The 18,308-nt window shown below is 62.5% G+C and carries 14 protein-coding genes; 6 read left to right on the forward strand and 8 right to left on the reverse strand.

Features of this window, described 5'->3' with window-relative positions; translation table 11 throughout:
• Nucleotides 1-19 precede the first annotated feature (19 nt).
• Both AB7E19_RS01850 and AB7E19_RS01855 read right to left on the reverse strand, forming a co-directional pair.
• On the reverse strand, nucleotides 20-268 hold the full coding sequence (locus AB7E19_RS01850) for a YciN family protein (protein WP_010673495.1): 249 nt from the start codon (nucleotides 266-268) through the stop codon (nucleotides 20-22).
• A gap of 151 nt (nucleotides 269-419) precedes the next feature.
• Complete coding sequence (locus tag AB7E19_RS01855; RefSeq protein ID WP_041213343.1) at nucleotides 420-1,799, reverse strand: MATE family efflux transporter; 1,380 nt, start codon at nucleotides 1,797-1,799, stop codon at nucleotides 420-422.
• 120 nt (nucleotides 1,800-1,919) lie between these two features.
• Here AB7E19_RS01855 and AB7E19_RS01860 point away from each other — a divergent pair, with 120 nt between their 5' ends.
• Together AB7E19_RS01860 and AB7E19_RS01865 are read left to right on the forward strand one after the other, a co-directional pair.
• The gene (locus AB7E19_RS01860; RefSeq protein WP_322131362.1) at nucleotides 1,920-2,777 is read left to right on the forward strand and encodes an AraC family transcriptional regulator; all 858 of its coding nucleotides are present in this window, start codon (nucleotides 1,920-1,922) and stop codon (nucleotides 2,775-2,777) included.
• A gap of 55 nt (nucleotides 2,778-2,832) precedes the next feature.
• Nucleotides 2,833-4,527: an NAD-dependent malic enzyme gene (locus tag AB7E19_RS01865; RefSeq protein WP_039039301.1), complete on the forward strand. Its 1,695-nt coding sequence runs from the start codon at nucleotides 2,833-2,835 to the stop codon at nucleotides 4,525-4,527.
• Nucleotides 4,528-4,601: 74 nt separating this feature from the next.
• Here AB7E19_RS01865 and AB7E19_RS01870 read toward each other — a convergent pair whose 3' ends face one another.
• The 4 genes from AB7E19_RS01870 to AB7E19_RS01885 form a co-directional block, all read right to left on the reverse strand.
• Complete coding sequence (locus AB7E19_RS01870) at nucleotides 4,602-5,660, reverse strand: OmpA family protein (protein WP_322131363.1); 1,059 nt, start codon at nucleotides 5,658-5,660, stop codon at nucleotides 4,602-4,604.
• Between the two features lie 219 nt (nucleotides 5,661-5,879).
• The gene (ompA, locus tag AB7E19_RS01875; protein ID WP_039039303.1) at nucleotides 5,880-6,881 is read right to left on the reverse strand and encodes a porin OmpA; all 1,002 of its coding nucleotides are present in this window, start codon (nucleotides 6,879-6,881) and stop codon (nucleotides 5,880-5,882) included.
• Between the two features lie 412 nt (nucleotides 6,882-7,293).
• Nucleotides 7,294-8,313 (reverse strand): porin OmpA, encoded by a 1,020-nt coding sequence (ompA, locus tag AB7E19_RS01880; RefSeq protein WP_010673501.1) that lies wholly within the window; start codon nucleotides 8,311-8,313, stop codon nucleotides 7,294-7,296.
• 305 nt (nucleotides 8,314-8,618) lie between these two features.
• Entirely contained in the window at nucleotides 8,619-9,206 is a 588-nt protein-coding gene (locus tag AB7E19_RS01885; protein WP_103244459.1) for a hypothetical protein, read from the reverse strand.
• Between the two features lie 258 nt (nucleotides 9,207-9,464).
• Here AB7E19_RS01885 and AB7E19_RS01890 point away from each other — a divergent pair, with 258 nt between their 5' ends.
• A complete protein-coding gene (locus tag AB7E19_RS01890; protein WP_010673503.1) occupies nucleotides 9,465-9,731 on the forward strand; it encodes a helix-turn-helix domain-containing protein in 267 nt (88 codons plus the stop codon).
• Between the two features lie 195 nt (nucleotides 9,732-9,926).
• Nucleotides 9,927-11,288 carry a sodium-dependent transporter gene (locus tag AB7E19_RS01895; RefSeq protein ID WP_322131364.1) on the forward strand — a complete coding sequence of 454 codons (1,362 nt, stop codon included), beginning with the start codon at nucleotides 9,927-9,929 and terminating at the stop codon, nucleotides 11,286-11,288.
• A 65-nt stretch (nucleotides 11,289-11,353) separates the two neighbouring features.
• Here AB7E19_RS01895 and rssA read toward each other — a convergent pair whose 3' ends face one another.
• Entirely contained in the window at nucleotides 11,354-12,223 is an 870-nt protein-coding gene (rssA, locus tag AB7E19_RS01900) for a patatin-like phospholipase RssA (RefSeq protein WP_029313973.1), read from the reverse strand.
• Nucleotides 12,224-12,257: 34 nt separating this feature from the next.
• On the reverse strand, nucleotides 12,258-13,814 hold the full coding sequence (locus AB7E19_RS01905; RefSeq protein WP_042882461.1) for a sensor domain-containing diguanylate cyclase: 1,557 nt from the start codon (nucleotides 13,812-13,814) through the stop codon (nucleotides 12,258-12,260).
• Nucleotides 13,815-14,024: 210 nt separating this feature from the next.
• Between AB7E19_RS01905 and AB7E19_RS01910 the strand changes: the two genes are divergently transcribed.
• On the forward strand, nucleotides 14,025-15,077 hold the full coding sequence (locus tag AB7E19_RS01910) for an efflux RND transporter periplasmic adaptor subunit (RefSeq protein WP_322131365.1): 1,053 nt from the start codon (nucleotides 14,025-14,027) through the stop codon (nucleotides 15,075-15,077).
• Nucleotides 15,077-18,223 carry an efflux RND transporter permease subunit gene (locus AB7E19_RS01915; protein WP_322131366.1) on the forward strand — a complete coding sequence of 1,049 codons (3,147 nt, stop codon included), beginning with the start codon at nucleotides 15,077-15,079 and terminating at the stop codon, nucleotides 18,221-18,223. The genes AB7E19_RS01910 and AB7E19_RS01915 overlap by 1 nt, the downstream gene beginning before the upstream one ends.
• Nucleotides 18,224-18,308: the final 85 nt, after the last annotated feature.

Consider the following 18,308-nt stretch of genomic DNA (forward strand, 5'->3'; position numbering starts at 1 on the left):
GGTGATGACGGGGCTGGCGTCAGGCCAGGGTGTATTTGCCGGAGAGCTGCTGGGCCAGCAGCTTGAACATGTTGAACACCGCCATGGTCTTGCCGGTCGGGGTGCCGTCCTCTGCCAGGAAGAACTCCCCCTTGAACACCAGAATGTCCCCCTTCTGCTCCACCGAGTCGGCGCGCATGCCGTGGATGAAGTCCTCGTGTTCACGAATGATCTTGTTGGCCATCTCCAGCAGGGCAGTCTCGGTGATCCGCTCTTTTTGTGGTTGCATGCTCGTCTCCTTAAACGACTACTGGGCAGGGGCACAAGGGTCGGCATGGCCGGCGTACCCCGCCTCTGATTGAAGAGGGGGCCAGCATACTGCAAAGCGGGATTTTCTGTCATTGATATGACCCCGCATTTTCCCGCTTTGCGCTCTTCCCTTATCCCAGCACCAGATTGCGCAGCCAGCGGCGCTGGCGAATGCGGCGCTGCACCAGCAGCACCTTGGAGAGCTCCTCCAGCAGGACCACCGCCACCACCCAGGAGAGGGGCCAGCCCAGCAGGCTGACCGCCACCCAGGCCAGCGGCAGGCCGATGCACCACATGCCGACGATGTCGATGAAGATGCTGTAGTTGACGTCCCCCCCCGAGCGCAGCACCCCGACGATCCCCACCATGTTGAACACCTTGAGCAGCATGCCCAGACACATGATGGCGAGCACCTGGCCGGCCTCAGTCATCAGCTCGCCCGGCAGGTTGCCGACCCATTGCAGCAGGCTGCCCTGCATCAGCCAGACGGCGGTCCCCACCAGCAGGGCGCCGACGGGGGCAAGCAGCAGGAAGAGCTGGGAGTGCTGCCAGGCCTCGTCATACTCTTCTGCCCCGAGCCGGTGACCGAGCAGGGTGGAGCAGGCCACCGCCAGCCCGAAGAAGAGGGAGATGAGGATGCTCTCCAGCGTGCCGAGGGTGGTCATGATGGCCAGGGCGTCGGTGCCAAGGTGCGCGTAGAGGAAGCCGTAGAGCAGCATGCCGAAGGCCCAGAGCCCGTCGTGCAGCAACAGCGGCAGGGCGATCAGGGTGAAGCGCACCACCTCCTTGCGCCTGAAGGCGGCGAGCCAGTCTTGCTTGCGCGGGATGAGACGGGGCTCGGCACGCCACACATAGGCAAGCAGCAGCGCGGTCTGCAGCAGGCGCGAAAGGGTGGTGCCCCAGGCGGAGCCGGCTACTCCCATGGCCTCGGCGCCGAAATGGCCGAAGATGAGGGCATAGTTGAGGATGACGTTGGCGATGATGGCGATGATACCGATGCGGGTCGGTGCCGCGGCATTGCCCACCGAGCGCAGGGCCGACTCCAGGGGCACCACCACGGCGGTGCAGAGGATGGTGGCGCCGGTGATCATCAGGAACTCGTCGGCCAGCTCGCGCAGCGCGGGCTCCTGGCTGGCAAAGCCGAGCACGCTGCCCGGTGAGAGCACATAGACGAGGGCAAAGGGCAGGCTCACCGCCAGGGCGCCCACCAGGGCCAGGGCCAGGGAGCGGCGCACCCCGGCCATCTCGCCACGGCCGAAATATTGTGCCGCCAACACCGAGACCCCGCCCGAGAGCCCCGCTATCACCAGCAGATTGAAGAAGAAGACCCGGTTGCCCAAGCCGACCGCCGCCACAGCCGTGGTGCCGAGCTGGCTCACCATCATGATGTCGATGAGGCCGAGCAGGGAGAACATCATGGATTGCAGCGAAACCGGCAGGGCCAGTCGCCACAGTCGCGTCATGAACTCGCGATCGGTGGTTTGTTTTAAAATCGCTTGCCAATAATTCATTTATGTTAACCGGGTTGGTAAAAATCAGGGTTTGTCGTGGGTATGATAGGGGTGATATCGGGAGGCTTCACTGTGAGCCTCTCTCGGCTTTCTTGTGCAAAACTATCCTGTTGAGGTGCTATGCCATTTATCAGCGAGTGTCTGGAAATCGCCCCGGCCTGCGAAGAGCGGATGCTGGGACGCGAAGGGCTGCCCCTGCTTGGGGAGGCGGGCGTCTTCCTGACCGGCCTCTCGACGATACGGGAGCACTACCTTATCCGCCGCAACCGACCGGAGTTTCACATCCTGATGGTGAGCCATGACGAGGGGGGCGCCCTGCTCACCGATGGCGGGGAGCAGCCCATCCCGGCGGGAGCCCTGGTCTTTCTCCCGGCCGCCGTGCCGGGGGGCCTCAGGCTGGTGGGGGAAGACTGGCATACCAGTTGGATCCTGCTGGACGACGTGCCGCGCTGGCAGCATCTGCACCGGCTTGGCCATCGCATCTGGCAGGGGGAGGAGGGGGAGCAGCTCTACCATCTGCTCAGCCTGATGCAGGGGGAGGGAATTCGTTCGCCACTCCAGCCCCAGCTGCTGAGCCTGCTGCTGGCGCTCTTGGAGCGAACCCTGCAGGGGGAGGTGCGCGGCACGCCGGAGCTGCGGCTGCAGGCGCTGTTTCGGCGGGTGGAGGCACGTCTGGACGAGCCCTGGAGCGTGGCCCTGCTGGCCGACCAGATGGCCTGCTCGGTGCCCCATCTGCACCGGCTCTGCCAGCAGGTGTTCGGCATGGGCCCCATGGCCTGGCTCACCGGGCTTCGCATGAACAAGGCGCGCCAGTTGCTGCTCTACACCAACTGGCCGCTGGCCGAGCTGGCGGCCCGGGTCGGATACAGCGACGGCGCCAACTTTGCCAACCGTTTTCGCCGCCTGACGGGTCAGACTCCGGGGGCCTTTCGTCGACTGGGTCGCAAACCTTTCGCAAGGGAGGTGCAAACCCTTTGAAATTGTTGGCTCAAGCCCATAGGATCGACGGGCCACACAGTCAAGGTACCGATCCATGTTTGAAGATAATAATCAGAAACGTCCCCTCTACATTCCCTACGCAGGTCCAGCCCTGCTGGAGACGCCGCTGCTCAACAAGGGCAGCGCCTTCACCAGCGAAGAACGCAGCAGCTTCAACCTGGAAGGTCTGCTGCCCCAGAACATCGAAACCATCGAAGAGCAGGCAGAGCGTGCCTATCGCCAGTTCATGGCGTTTGGCAACGACATGGACAAGCACATCTATTTGCGCAACATCCAGGATACCAACGAAACGCTCTTCTACCGCCTGCTGAACAACCACCTCACCGAAATGCTGCCGGTCATCTACACCCCGACGGTCGGCAAGGCGTGCGAGGAGTTCTCCAACATCTATCGTCGTGCTCGCGGCCTCTTCATCTCCTATCCGGACAAGGACAGGATCGATGACATGCTGCAAAACGCCACCAAGCAGAACGTCAAGGTGATCGTGGTCACCGATGGCGAACGCATCCTGGGCCTCGGGGATCAGGGCATCGGCGGCATGGGCATTCCCATCGGCAAGCTCTCCCTCTACACCGCCTGTGGCGGCATCTCCCCGGCCTACTGCCTGCCGGTGGTGCTGGATGTGGGCACCAACAACCAGCAGTTGCTGAACGACCCCTTCTACATGGGGTGGCGCCATCCGCGCATCTCCGGCGAAGAGTACGACGAGTTCGTCGATGCCTTCATTCAGGCGGTCAAGCGCCGCTGGCCGGACATCCTGCTGCAGTTCGAGGATTTCGCCCAGGGCAATGCCACCCCGCTGCTCAACCGCTACAAGGATGAGCTGTGCTGCTTCAACGATGACATTCAGGGGACCGCCGCGGTGACCCTGGGCAGCCTCATCGCCGCCTGCAAGGCCTCCGGTGCCAAGCTCTCCGAGAAGCGGGTCGCCTTCCTCGGGGCGGGCAGTGCCGGGTGCGGCATCGCCGAGCAGATCGTGGCGCAGATGAAGGCCGAAGGGCTGACCGACGCCGAGGCGCGGGGCCGGGTCTTCATGGTGGACCGATTCGGTCTCATCACCGACAAGATCCCCAACCAGCTCGACTTCCAGCGCAAGCTCTCCCAGCCGGTCGAACGGATCAAGGAGTGGCCGGTGGGGGACAACATCTCCCTGCTGGAGGTGATGGAACACGGTCGCCCGGACATCCTGATCGGGGTCTCCGGCCAGCCGGGTCTGTTTACCGAAGAGGTGGTCAAGACCATGCACAAGCACTGTGCCCGTCCCATCATCTTCCCGCTCTCCAACCCCACTTCCCGGGTGGAAGCCACCCCGGCGGATCTCATTCGCTGGACCGACGGCCAGGTGCTGGTCGCCACCGGCAGCCCGTTCGCACCGGTGGAGTACAAGGGCAAGCGCTACGTCATCGCCCAGTGCAACAACTCCTTCATCTTCCCGGGGATCGGCCTTGGGGTGATCGCCTCCGGTGCCAACCGGGTGACCGATGCCATGCTGATGTCGGCCAGCCGCGCCCTGGCGGATTGTTCACCCCTGGTGAAGGGGGAAGAGGGCTCCTTGCTGCCGGATCTGGCGGACATCCATCAGGTCTCCCGCTACATCGCCAAGATGGTGGCCAAGACCGCCATGTTGCAGGGCAAGGCGGTGCAGACCCCCGATGATGTGATCGATCAGGCCATCGAGGCGAACTTCTGGCGCCCCGAGTACCGCCGCTATCGTCGTACTTCCTTCTGATCCCAAGGGGACAGACATGCAGAAGGGATGCCTCGGCATCCCTTTTTTGTGCACGGCTGTGAAGGAAGAGGAGGTTATTGTGCCGGTTGCTCGGCGGGGGCGGGCTCGGCGGGATTGCTGACACCGGTGACCCGGATTTCGACCCGGCGATCCGGGGCCAGGCAGTCGATGAGGGCAGCCCTGGCCTTGATGGCATCACACTGGGTGCCGGTGACCGGGTTGCTCTCGCCATTGCCCTGGATGCTCACCTTGTCTGCGGGCAGCCCCTTGCCAATCAGGAAGTTGGCGACCGTGCTTGCACGGGCCTCCGACAGTGCCTGGTTGTTGGCATCCGAGCCGATGCGGTCGGTGTAGCCCATCACCATGGCGTTGCCATCCTTGGGTTTGACGTCGACGATCTGCTGGTAGAGGGCGTCGAGTGCCTGCATCCCCTCCGGTTTGAGCTCCGCCTTGCCAAAGGCAAACAGCACATCCGAACTCAGGTTGAAGGTCTGATCCACCGGCTCGGGAGCCGGGGGCGGCGGTGCCACGACCAGAGGCGCGGCCACCGGCACTGCGGCGACGGTGCGATTGGGGTGAAGCACCAGCTCGATGGTGGCGGTACTGATGTCGCTGACCCAGCGTTTGGTACCGCTGCCCACCTTGTCGTTGTCAGGATCGTCCCCGACTCGCACCATGTAGCGGTAGCGGGTCTGGATGTCTACCCAGTCGCTCAGTCTGGCGGTCAGGCCCAGACCCGCCAGGGGAGCAAGATTGTCATCTCCCCCGTTGACGGAGTCGACGTGATAGAGATAACCGCCCCCTTCGGCAAAGACAGAGAAGATGTCCCCCAGGGGCAAACGGCCAATGACCGACAGGGTGGCCCCCTTGCTGTTGAAGTCCTGGCCGGCGATATCCCAGTCACCGGTGGAGAGGTAGCCGAGCTCTGCCCCCAGATTCTCGTTGTAGTTGTAGCCGATAAAGGCGTTGATGGCGGTTGCGTCCTTGCCGACGTCCTTGCTGAAATCATCGATGTCATGGGCAAAGGCCCAGCCACCCCCAGCCCCCACATACCAGTCGTGAACAGGTGCCGCCTGGGCGGCACTCGTCGCCAATGCCAATGCAATCCACACAGGTTTCAGTCTTATGTTCATCGCGTATCCTCGTCGATGTTGGGTGTTATAGGGCTCCCAGCCCTTTGCTATGTATAGCCAACATTATGTATAGGCGATGTGAGCGCTTTAACCATTTAAGTGACGCATCTGTATGGAGAATCGGTGGTGCAGGCAGGTGGGCTGCCCGCGCTGGCGGTGCCGTCCGGGCATTAAAAAAGGGGCCGGAATGGCCCCTTTTTGCAACAGGTGGTCAACCTCTTATTGCTGCACTTCCTGTACGCCGGTGACGCGGACTTCGACGCGGCGATCCGGTGCCAGGCAGGCGATCAGCTGAGCCTTGGCCTTGATGCCGTCACACTGGGTACCGGTGACCGGGTTGGCTTCACCACGACCTTCGATGGATACCTTGCCAGCCGGCAGACCCTTGCCAACCAGGAAGTCGGCCACGGTGCGGGCACGGGCTTCAGACAGCTTCAGGTTGTAGGCATCGGAGCCGATGCGGTCGGTGTAACCGACCACCACGGCGCTGCCATCTTTCGGCTGGACGTCGACGATCTGCTGATACAGGGTGTTGAGCGCAGCAGCCCCTTCCGGCTTCAGGGTGGATTTGCCGAAGGCAAACAGCACGTCCGAGCTCAGGGAGAAGTTCTTGTCGACCATGACGGGCTCGGGAACCGGCTCGGGAGCCGGTGCCGGGGCCGGTGCCACATAGGTGGTGCGGTTCGGGTGCATCACCAGTTCCAGGGTGGCGACGCTCATGTCGGTTTTCCAGGTTTTCTGATCGTCACCCAGATCCCACATGTAGCGGTAGCGGGCCTGCAGGTCGATAAGGTCGGAGAGCTTGGCAGTCAGACCCAGACCCGCCAGCGGCGAGGTGCCGTTGTCGCTCTGGCCATTGCCGTTGACGTGGTTGAAGTAGGCACCCCCTTCGGCGAAGACGGAGAAGATGTCATTCATGGGCAGGCGTGCGATACCGGACAGGGTGGCACCCTGGGTCTTGAAGTCGACGCCATCGACGCCGGCCTTGCCGGCATAGAGATAGCCGAGCTCGGCGGCAAAGTTCTCGGTGAAGTTGTAACCGCCGAACAGGGAGAGCGCGGTGGCGTCCTTGTCAGCATCCTGGCCGAAGGTATCCAGGTCGTGGCCATAGGCCCAACCTGCACCCATACCCGTGTACCAGTCGTCGGCCGCCTGAGCGGTGGTGGTTCCCATGGCTGCAATGGCCAGAGCAATCAGGGTTGGTGCCATTTTCATTTTCATCGTTTTATCCTCGTTGAGTTGCCGTGCTATGGGCGTACTGCGCACTCTTTGTTATACCGGTCGCAGATGACACTTCATGTGCGACACCGTGAGCGGATCACGGACGGCTTGAATAAAAAATGGATGGAAACCTGGATTCTCATGAAGCTGTTTCTCCATGGACAACTAACCGGGCACTGAGCACTTTTAATAGTTCATCCAATGTCTTACAAGCGTTGCTACTGTATTCTTTTGAATCAGCGTGATCAAGTTTCTGCACAGATATGCAGCGCCGACACCGGTGTCGCGGGGCCGCAATACGGGGGCAAAGGGGAGAAAAGGTGAGACAGAGAGTGTCGCTGGGGGGAGGAGAGAGACAGCAAAAGGGGATGCCGTGGCATCCCCTTTTTTACGTTACCTGAGCGAAGTCAGATTACTTTTGAACTTCTTGTACGCCGGATACGCGAACTTCTACGCGACGGTCCGGAGCCAGGCAGGAGATCAGCTGAGCCTTGGCCTTGACGCCGTCACACTTGGTGCCGGTGACCGGGTTGGCTTCGCCGCGACCTTCGATGGCAACCTTGCTGGCAGCCATACCCTTGCTGACCAGGAAGTTGGCAACGGTGCGGGCACGAGCTTCAGACAGCTTCTGGTTGTAAGCGTCGGAACCGATACGGTCGGTGTAACCAACAACAACGGCGTTGCCGTCTTTCGGCTGGAACTCAACGATTTGCTGGTACAGAGCGTTCAGGGCTTGCACGCCTTCGGCCTTCAGGCTGTCTTTGCCAAAGGCGAACAGCACGTCGGAGTTCAGGGCGAAGTTCTTCTCAACGATTTGCGGAGCCGGGGCCGGTGCTTCTTCAACAACCGGGGCCGGAGCAGGCGCTACGTAGGAAGTACGGAACGGGTGGTAAACGGCTTCCAGGGTCGCAACGCTCTGGTTGGACTTGTAGCGTACGTTGTCGGCGTGCAGGTCAGCCACGTCCCACATGTAGCGGTAGCGAGCTTGCAGATCCAGCGCGTCGTTGACCTTGTAGGTCACACCGGCACCGGCCAGCGGGGATACTTTGGTATCGCTGGTGCCCAGACCGTCGGTGTGGCCCCAGTAGGCGCCAGCTTCACCGAACAGGGAGAAATCGTTGCCCAGCGGCAGACGAGCGATACCGGACAGGGTGGCACCCTGGCTCTCGTAACGGTTGCCGTCGGTGTTGCCACGGCCGGTGTACTGGTAGCCCAGCTCGGAACCGAAGTATTCGTTGAAGTTGTAACCAACGAAGGCATTGGCAGCAGCCGCATCTTCTTCGCCAACGTTCACGCCTTCGATCTTGTTCAGACCGTTGAAGTGAGTTGCACCAACACCGGCGCCGAAGTAGATGTCGTCAGCGGCGTGAGCTGCAGTTGCACCCATGGTGGCCATAGCGATGGCGATCAGGGAAGGAGCCATTTTCATCATAAAATAATCCTCGTTGAGATGGCACGTTGTTCACGTGCTTCGCACTTTGTAATTTATGTAAGCTGCTGGCTCTGTCGACCAACGACGTTGGTGCGAACAGGGATCCTAGATCCATCCAGGAGGCACGTATCTGGGTGCACAAGTGCGCGGGTTGCACTGTCGACAATGCATACTCCGCCACGAACAGCCGACGTCATTCCGATGACGTGGCGCACTTTATGCCCATTTCAAAACATGATCAAGCTCACAGATAAGGGATGGGGCAAATTGTGTCGTAGGGATAACTGGCTGTTTCTTGGGATTTATTAGTGATCCAAGTAGGCGCGATGCAGTTTCTTCTCAAGCTTCATATAAGCCTCAGCCCAAGCGTGCCGCGGGGTGGCGTCACCCGCCCTGACCGAGAGGACAGCAAGATAGTCTGCCTCAGTTGCTTCGCACAGCAAGGGTGTGAAACTGAGCAAGAAGTGACGGGCGAGGTAGGGATCGAGAGGCCAGATGTTGAGGATGGCCCGCGCCACGGGCTGGACGGCGGTGGAGCAGATGAAGTGCCGATGACCTGCTTCCAGCCATTGGGCCATCTCGGCGAGGCTTTCTTCCGGCACGATGCCGCCATCGCCTTTCTCCCTGGCCAGCGTCATCGTGTGACCATTGCCCAGTGCCAGGGTGCCGTTTTCTGCCACGACGCCGTCGTGGCTGCGCAGGGGAAGCGTCGCCTGGCCTTCAAGATAGAGGCTGCAGCTGTCCGGGAGGGCCGCCAGCACAGTGGTGGCGTCCCCCTGCATGGCCATGGGCAACCAGAACGCTTCGGCCCGGGTCTGCAGACCCTGGGCGAGCTGACGGGGGAGGGAGTCCGGGTCGGAATGAAGACGGGAAATGATGCCGGGAAATGCCATGTTGATGACTCTCTTGGAAATAACCGGCGAATTATACGAGGGATGGCCGGGCAACAAGAAAGGTTTCTTTTCGAGACTGTTTACCTGAGGCGACGCAGCGATTACCATCCCCGAGGTTTGTGAAGGGTTGTCGTCGAAAGACGCTGATTATAGATAGAGGCTCGACCATAACGAGTCCGTTCAAAACTGATACACTTGACTACGAGTCGTCGCGAAAAATAAAGGTGGAGTCAATCCGCCGAACGGAGTATGGAACACATGAATTCAAATATCGTAACTGTTGGCAAGAAGATCCGTCAGATCCGCGAAGCGGTAGGCCTGAGCCGTCCCAAGTTTGCCGATCTGCTGGGCGTCCCCCCAACCACCCTGAAGAACTATGAACTGGGTTACCGTGAAGTCGGAGGCGCCTTCCTGGTTGCCCTGGCCCACCACCCCGATCTGCACAAGTTCACCCTCTGGCTGCTGGCTGACAAGAAAGTCGCCGAAATCGGCCAGATCGGTCCGGACGATATTGCCAAGGCTTGATTCGGTTCAACCTTGATAAAAATGCCGCCCTCGAGGCGGCATTTTTTATTTATCAAAATGGATGATTATTTAATTAAATAATGCGTTGTGTGCGGTCAACGGCGATTTTCACTAAATCATCTTGTCGGGCTGGATTAATCCACGGAACACTCCGACCCTTTTAATTCAGGCGGTGATCCACACAGCGAGACAACGATGAGCCAATCCATTACCAAAGCCAGAGATGGGTTTACCAGCACCTTTGGCGTGCTGGCCGCGACCCTGGGGTCTGCCGTCGGGCTCGGGAATATCTGGAAGTTTCCCTATCTGACCGGTGAGAACGGTGGCGCCGGTTTTCTGCTGGTCTATGTCATCGCCACCCTGCTGGTGGGATTGCCGGTGATGATCTCCGAGATCATGCTGGGGCGCGAGGCCAGGACGGATACGGTCAGCGGGCTCATCAAGCTGGCTCCGAAGGGGCAACCCTGGTGGCTGATCGCCGCCATGGGGGTGAGCGCGGCCTTCCTCATCATGTCGTTCTACTCCGAGGTGGCGGCCTGGGTGTTTGCCTACATCTTCAAGGCGGCCAGCGGCGAGATCCTCTCCACCGATCCCGCCGTCACGGGGGCTGCCTTCAATTCGCTCATCACGGATCCCTTGCAGAGTCTGCTCTGGCAGTGGCTGGTGCTGGCCCTGATGGGGGGGATCTTGCTGATGGGGGTCTCCAGGGGGATCGAAGCGGTCACCAAGCGGTTGATGCCACTGCTCTTCATCCTGCTGCTGGTGATAGGCGTGCGCAGCCTGACTCTGCCCGGAGCAAGCGAAGGACTGCATTTCCTGTTCTCGCCGGATTTCTCCAAGGTGACCGCAGGCGTCGTGCTGACGGCCATGGGGCTGGCGTTCTTCAAGCTCTCCATCGGGATGGGCTGCATGATGACCTATGGCAGCTACTTTCGGGACGATCAGCACATCCCTCTCACCACGGTACGGGTGATGTGCGCGGATCTCTTCGTCTCCATGCTGGCGGGGATCGCCATCTTCCCGGCGGTGTTTGCCTTTGGCTTCGAGCCGAGCGCAGGCCCCTCCCTGCTGTTCATCACCATACCCGCGGTGTTTGCCAGCATCCCGTTTGGACACCTCTTCATGGTGCTCTTCTTCGTGCTCTCCGCCATCGCAGCCACCGGGGCCATGCTCTCCATCCTGGAGGTGCCGGTCTCGGTGCTCTCCGAGCGCTTTCACATGAGCCGCACAAGGGCGACCCTGATCAACCTGCTGGTGCTGGGGGCGGTCGGCTCGACCTGTGCGCTCTCGAGCAGCACGCTGGCGGATGTGCAGGTTGTCGGGAAAACCTTCTTCGATCTGTTCGACTTCGTCTCTTCCAACGTGCTGATGCCCCTTGGCGGCATCTTCCTCTGCCTCTTTGTGGGCTGGGTATGGGGATTCGAGCGGATGACGACGGCGCTGACCAATGGAGGCAAGCTGGCGCTGCCCATTCTCAGCCCCCTGTTTTTCATCATCCGCTATGTGTCGCCGCTGCTGATCCTGGTGGTGATGCTCAAGGGGCTGGGGCTGTTCTGAGCCGCGTCGCCCGAAACAAAAAAGCGCCTATTGGCGCTCTTTTTGTCTTTTACCCCGATATGCCTTCATATCAGGCAGAGTCGTGACAGCTCCTCCTTGAGCTGCTCCAGGTTGCGCTCGACACAGGCTTCCCCCTCGTTGATGGCGTCGCTCGCGCGGTGGAAATCCATGATGGAGAGGTTGCCAAGGCGCGGGCAGAGCTGGATCTCGGGGGGATCCCCGGCCATCCGGGCACGGGTGATGCGCTCCTGCATGATGTTGATGGAGCCCGTCATCACCCCCCACATGCCGGGGGTACTGGGTTCGCGCTCGCCCCGGTTCAACCACTGGCTGAGAAGCCCCCCCTGCACGGGCTCGTCCGGTTCGTCGGTCCAGGGCTGGTGCATGTCGGTGTTGAGGTTGACGGCGATCACCACCTCGGCTCCCATGGCGCGGGCCAGGGAGATGGGGACCGGGTTGACCACGGCCCCGTCCACCAGCCAGCGATCCTCCACCCGGGTCGGGGTGAGCAGGCCGGGCATACCGCAGGAGGCGCGCACACACTGGCGAAGCGGTCCTTCCTGCAACCAGATCTCGCGACCGGTATCGAGTTCGGTGGCGACGCAGGCAAAGGGCAGCGGCAGGCTTTCGATGGCGGGATCCCCCAGATGGCCGGCGGCGATGCCAAATACCTTGTCACCGCGAAACAGGCCGCCGGAGAGGGCAGGATCGAGCAGCCCCATGACCTGCAGGCGGCTGAAGCCGCGCACCCAGCTCTCCAGCTTGTCCAGTTCACCAGCGGCATAGGCGGCGCCGACAAAGCTGCCGATGGAGCAGCCAGCCACCAGATCCGGCTTGACGCCGAGTCGCTCCAGGGCACGGATGATGCCGATGTGGGCCCATCCTCGGGCCGCGCCGCTGCCCAGGGCCAATCCCAGACGGGGTTTTCGTGACACAGTTGCGTCTCCTGACATGAAGTGGGAGTCCAGCTTACTCCGGCTTCTCCTGCCCGTCATCCCGCCACGCTTCGCTGCGATTGCGGCCGTTGGCCTTGGCCTGATAGAGGGCGATATCGGCGCGGCGGATCACCTCCTGCAAGGAGATGGCCGGTGACTGGCGACAGTGGCCCAGACTGACGGTCACCTTCAGCTCGGCCGCAATCGCGCTCCAGGGATGCTCTGCTATGCACAGGCGAAGCCGCTCGGCCAAGGGGGCCAGAGGGATCGCTTCATCGGCGACGAGCAGCAGGAACTCCTCGCCGCCCCAGCGGATCAGGTGGCACTCCCGTGTCAGCAGGGACTGGCAGAGCTGCACCAGACGGATGAGGACCTGATCGCCCACCCCGTGGCCGAAACGGTCGTTGACCTGTTTGAAGTGATCGCAGTCAAACATGATGGCGCCGATGCGTTGGCGGCCTGCCAGGGCCTGGCGGTGTTCGAAGGCATCGAAGTAGTGGCGGTTGAAGGCCCCGGTCAGGGCATCGTGGCGCGACAGGTAGTTGAGGCGCCGGTTGAGGCGCTGGGCACGCAGGCTGGAGACGGTCGCCACCACCAGACAGAGAATGGTGATGAGCGCCGTCGCCGATTGCCACAACAGCGTCTGCAGCAGAGGCAGCAGCGGGATGCGATGGATGAGGGAGAGCGGTGTCTCCGGGATGGGGTAGACGAGCTGCAGGGCGCCCTGTTGCCACTCATATTCCGCTGACTGCGTCGTCCTGACCGGGGGCGGCGCGGTACCGGACTGGCTGCTGGCGAGGATCTGCTGATGGGCGTTGAGCAGGAACAGGGTACCAATCCGGGGGGCGAGGCGGTGCAGGGTTTGCGCCAGCGTGACGGTCTGGATGTCGATGCTGAGCAGGCCAATGATCTGGCCTCCCTGGGTAATGGGCTGGGAGAGGGTGATCATCTGCCCCCGTCCGGCAAAATCCTGGTAGGGGCGCGAGAGCATGGCGTGCTCCAGGTGGGGATACCTAGCCATCGCCTCCTGCCAGTAGGCCTTGCTGTAAATCACGGGATCGAAGCGAAACTGGCTGGATGGCACCCAGGGATAGAGGTAGATGAAATTGTCCGTACCGGTGAAGTAGATCCAGGCCACGTCCCTGTCCAGCAGCTTGCTGGCCGTGGCGAGCAGGGGGGAGAGGCTGAGGGCGAGATGTATTCTGGCTTGCCGCTCGCTGCCGTCATGGGGCAGCGGGCCCTGCCCGGTCAGGTTGCCGATGAGGGCGGGGGGCAGATCGACGGGGATGCGATCCAGGTTGATGCCGTGCTCCCCGTCGGATTGCAGCGCCTGATAGAGCTGGCGAGAGAGCACGGACTGGGGATTGCTGCGCAGGCGCTCCTCCGCCTGGCCGCGCATGGCCTCAAGGAAGGTCTCCATCCGCTGGTGCTGGCTGCTGAGCTGAGTCGCGGCGTTGATGGTGTCACGCTTGTTTATCTCGGTAACCTGGCGAAACGCATGTTGCAGGGCGAGCAGCAACAGCAGCAGGCCGAGGCCCAGCAGCAGCCACTGCAATCGGTATCTGGCAAAGGCGGGGGAGGGAATGGACATGGGCGTACCGGAAGATGGCGAGAGTCGGCATCAGTGTAAGGCAGAACCCTGACGCGCGTGCCGACAAGATGCGTTTTTGATGATCTTCTCACCGGACTGTTACGTTTTGTCACATTTATACATAGTCACGGCATAGTCAGGGGGTAACATGGTGCCATCCTTGATGAAGCTATCTCTTCTTCCTCTCTCTTTGACTGCATGGATCTTGTGATGAAAACGCGCGTGTGGCTGTGGCTTTTCCCTCTTCTTCTATTGCTGGCGGCGGGCGCCTGGCATCTGCGGCAGGCTGAACCTGCCAGCAAGCCTGCACCAAGAGAGATCAATATCAGGGCCGAAACCGTCAGGCAGAGCCTGGCCGAGCCCTCCATCAAGCTGGTGAGCAAGCTTGCGGCCAATCGCTCCGTGGCCATCAGTCCCGAGGTGACCGGCCGCATTGCCACCATCGCGGTGAGCTCCGGCCAGCAGGTCAAACAGGGGCAGACCCTGATCGCCCTGGATGCGGGCAAGCAGCAGGCGGAGCTGGCCGAGCAGAGCGCCAGCGTGCGCGACGAGGCTCGCAAGCTGCGGGACATGCGCAAGCTGGTGGCGCGAGGCGCCGTCACCACCTCGGAGCTGGAGGGGCAGGAGGCGACTGTTGCCCAGGCCCAGGCCCGGGTCGATGCGGCCCGTTACGAGCTCTCCCTGCGCACCCTGGCCGCCCCCTTCGACGGCACCGTCAGCCTCATCGATCTCAGCGAAGGAGCCCTGGTCAACAGCGGCGACGTGCTCTTGCATCTGGACGAGCTGGCAAAACTGCGGCTCGATCTGGCAGTGCCCGAGCGCTACCTCTCCCTGCTGCGCCCCGGCATGGCGGTGACGGCAACCAGCTCGGCCTGGCCGGACCAATCCTTTTCCGGCGTGCTGGAGACCATCGACAGCCGGATCTCCAGCGACACCCAGAACATCAAGGCCCGCGTCATCCTGCCCAACACCGGCGGCCAGCTGCGTCCCGGCATGCTGATGAACGTGGATCTCTCTCTGCCACCCCAGAAGATGACCCTGATCCCCGCCCAGTCGGTGGAGTACGCCGGCGAGCAGCGCTTCGTCTATCGCCTGGAGGCGGACGGACGGGTGAAGCGGGTGCCGGTGGAGCTTGGCGACACCCATGGCGAGGCCGTCTGGGTGCTCAAGGGGTTGAACGTAGGCGATCGCATCGCGGTGGAGGGGCTGGTCAATCTGCGCGACGGCGCCCAGGTACGTGATCTGGGCGAGGTGAAAGGCTGATGTGGCTCTCCGATATCTCAGTACGCCGTCCCCTGGTGGCGGTGGTCATCAGCGCCCTGCTCACCGTGTTCGGTCTGGTGGCCTTCAGCAAACTCACCGTGCGGGAGATGCCGGATGTGCAGACCCCGTCCGTCTCCATCACCACCACCTATGAGGGGGCGGCCCCCGAGGTGATGGAGAGCCAGGTTACCAAGCCCATCGAGGATCAGCTCTCCGGCATCAGCGGCATCAAGAACATCAACTCGGTGACCCGCAAGGGGCGCTCCTCCATCACGGTGGAGTTCAAGCTCGGCTGGAACATGCTGGAGGGCACCTCCGACGTGCGTGACGCCATCTCCCGGGCCAGACCCAAGCTGCCAGACGGGGCGGACGAGCCCATGGTGACCAAGGACAACGGCAACGGGGATGTGGCCATCTGGCTCAACTTCAGCAGCACCCAGATGGATCGTACCGCCATGACGGATTACGCCAATCGCATGCTGGTGGACCCCTTGAGCCTGGTGGACGGGGTGAGCGAGGTCTCCCTCTCCGGGGACCTGAGCCAGGTGATGTACGTGCGGCTGCGCCCCGCCGACATGGCGGCCCGCGGCATCACGGTGGCCGACGTGCAGGATGCCCTCAAGCGGGAGAACATCGAGCTGCCGGGCGGCGAGATCCGCAACAACACCATGACCATGGCGGTGCAGATTGCACGGCTCTATCACAGTGCGGAAGATTTTCGCACCCTGCCGGTGAAAACCGCCACCAATGGTCAGAGCATCTATCTGGCGGACATTGCGGATGTGGAGGTGGGGGCCAAGAACGAAGACAGCGCCTATCAGCGCAACGGCCGCGAGAGCCTGGGGATTGGCATCGTCGCTCAGTCCACCGCCAACCCCCTGGCGGTGGCCCAGGGCATCGAGAAGAAGCTCGTGGAGATGCAGCGCTTCCTGCCGGAGGGGGCCACCCTTGAGGTCGACTACGACTCCACCATCTTCATCAAGCAGGCCATCGACGAGGTATACGAGACACTCGCCATCTGCGCCCTGCTGGTGGTGGCCGTGCTCTATCTCTTCCTCGGGCAGGGGCGCACCACGCTCATCCCCGCCATCACGGTGCCCGTCTCCCTCATCTCGGCCTTCATCGGTGCCTGGTATCTGGGCTTTTCCATCAACCTCATTACCTTGCTGGCCCTCATCCTCGCCATCGGCCTGGTGGTGGATGATGCCATCGTGGTGGTAGAGAACATCCACCACCACCTGCAACGGGGCGAGTCCCCCTTGATGGCGGCCTGGCACGGCACCCGGGAGGTGGGCTTTGCCGTCATCGCCACCACCGCCGTGCTGGTGATGGTGTTCGTCCCCATCGCCTTCATGGATGGCATGGTGGGGCGCCTCTTCACCGAGTTCGCCATCCTGCTCTCCTTGGCCGTGCTCTTCTCCTCCCTGGTGGCGCTCACCCTGACCCCGGCCATGGGCTCCTGGCTGATGCGTGCCGTGGACAAGCCCAACGCCCTGACCGCCACCCTGGACAAGGGACTTGGCTGGGTGGAGGAGCGTTATCGCCGCGTGCTGGGGGCCGTGCTGCGCCGCGCCGTCTGGATGCCCCTGGTGTTGCTGCTCTGCCTTGGCGGCATTGGCGCCCTCTTTGGCAAGCTGCCCGCGAGCCTCACCCCGACCGAGGACAGGGGCGTGCTCTATGTGTTCGTGAAAGGGGCGGAGGGCACCAGCATCGAGCGGATGAAGCGCAACATGCAGCAGGTGGAGGCCGCCATCCTGCCGCTGCTCGGCAAGGGGGTGGTGCAGGCCATGAGCTTCAGCACCCCGGCCTTCGGGCGCGGCGGCGATCAGACCGGCATGGCCATCATCCAGCTCAGTGACTGGGCGGTGCGGGACGAAACGGCCACCGAGTTTGGCCGCTCCCTGAGCGGTCGCCTCGCCGGCATCCCCGACGTGATGATCCGCACCTTCCAGCCGGGGTTCAGAGGTGGCTCCACCGCGGCGGTGCAGTTCGTGCTGCAAGGCTCCGATTACGGCGAGCTCAACCAGCAGGGGCTGGCGCTCAAGGAGGCGGCGGCCCAAAGCGGGCTGATGCAGAGCCCGGATCTCGACTATGCCGAGAAGACCCCGGAGCTGCAGGTGACCATAGAGCGGGAGCGAGCCACCCAGCTCGGCATTCCGGTCTCCACCATCGCAAGCTCCCTGCAGGCCCTGCTCGGCGGCGTCAGCCAGACCACCTATGTGGACAGGGGCGAAGAGTATGATGTCTACCTGCGCGCCAACCAGACCCAGTTCAACGGCATCTCCGACATCAGCCGCATCTATTTGAAGGCCGCGAGCGGCGAGATGGTGAGCCTCTCCACCCTGGCGACCGTCACCCAGGTGGCGAGTCCCCAGCGCCTCAACCACTACCAGCGCCAGAAGGCGGTCACCCTCACCGCGGACGTGGCCCCCGGCCACACCCTGGGGGAAGCGCTCGACTTCCTGGATGGCTGGGCCGCGGATCACCTGCCCACCGGCATGTCGGTGGATTACGCCGGCGAGTCCAAGGACTATCGCGACAACCAGGGGGAGATGGCACTGGTGTTCGGCCTGGCCCTGCTGGTGGTCTATCTGGTGCTGGTAGCCCAGTTCGAGAGCCTGCTGACCCCGGCGGTGGTGATGATGACGGTGCCGCTCGGCATCTTCGGCGGCCTGCTCGGCCTCTGGCTCACGGGGCAGGAGCTCAGCATCTACAGCCAGATAGGCATGATCATGCTCATCGGCATGGTGACCAAGAACGGCATCCTCATCGTCGAGTTCATCAACCAGCTGCGCCAGCGGGGTGAAGGGTTCGAGGAGGCGATCATCAAGGGGTCGGTGCGCCGCTTGCGCCCCATCTTGATGACCTCGCTCACCGCCATCATCGGCGCCGTGCCCCTGATGCTCTCCATGGGGGCGGGGTACGAGAGCCGGATGGCCGTGGGGACCGTGGTCTTCTTCGGCTTGTCCTTGGCGACCCTGGTGACCCTGCTGGTGGTGCCCGCCATCTATCACCTGATCGCCAGACGCGCGGGGATGACGGGGGCGCGGGACCGACTGGTGGACGAGGTACTGGCCACGGCAATCCCGGCCAGTCCCTCCACGGTGCCGGGGGCCCCCGAGGGGCGTGACAAACCGGCGGCCTAGCGTGCCGACCCGGATGACAGCAAGCAGGGCGCCAATGGGCGCCCTGCTTGTTGATGAGATCGGAGTCTGTCACGCCGACCTGTCG

It is taken from the genome of Aeromonas sp. (assembly GCF_050252055.1).
GTDB classification, from domain to species: Bacteria; Pseudomonadota; Gammaproteobacteria; order Enterobacterales; family Aeromonadaceae; genus Aeromonas; species Aeromonas caviae.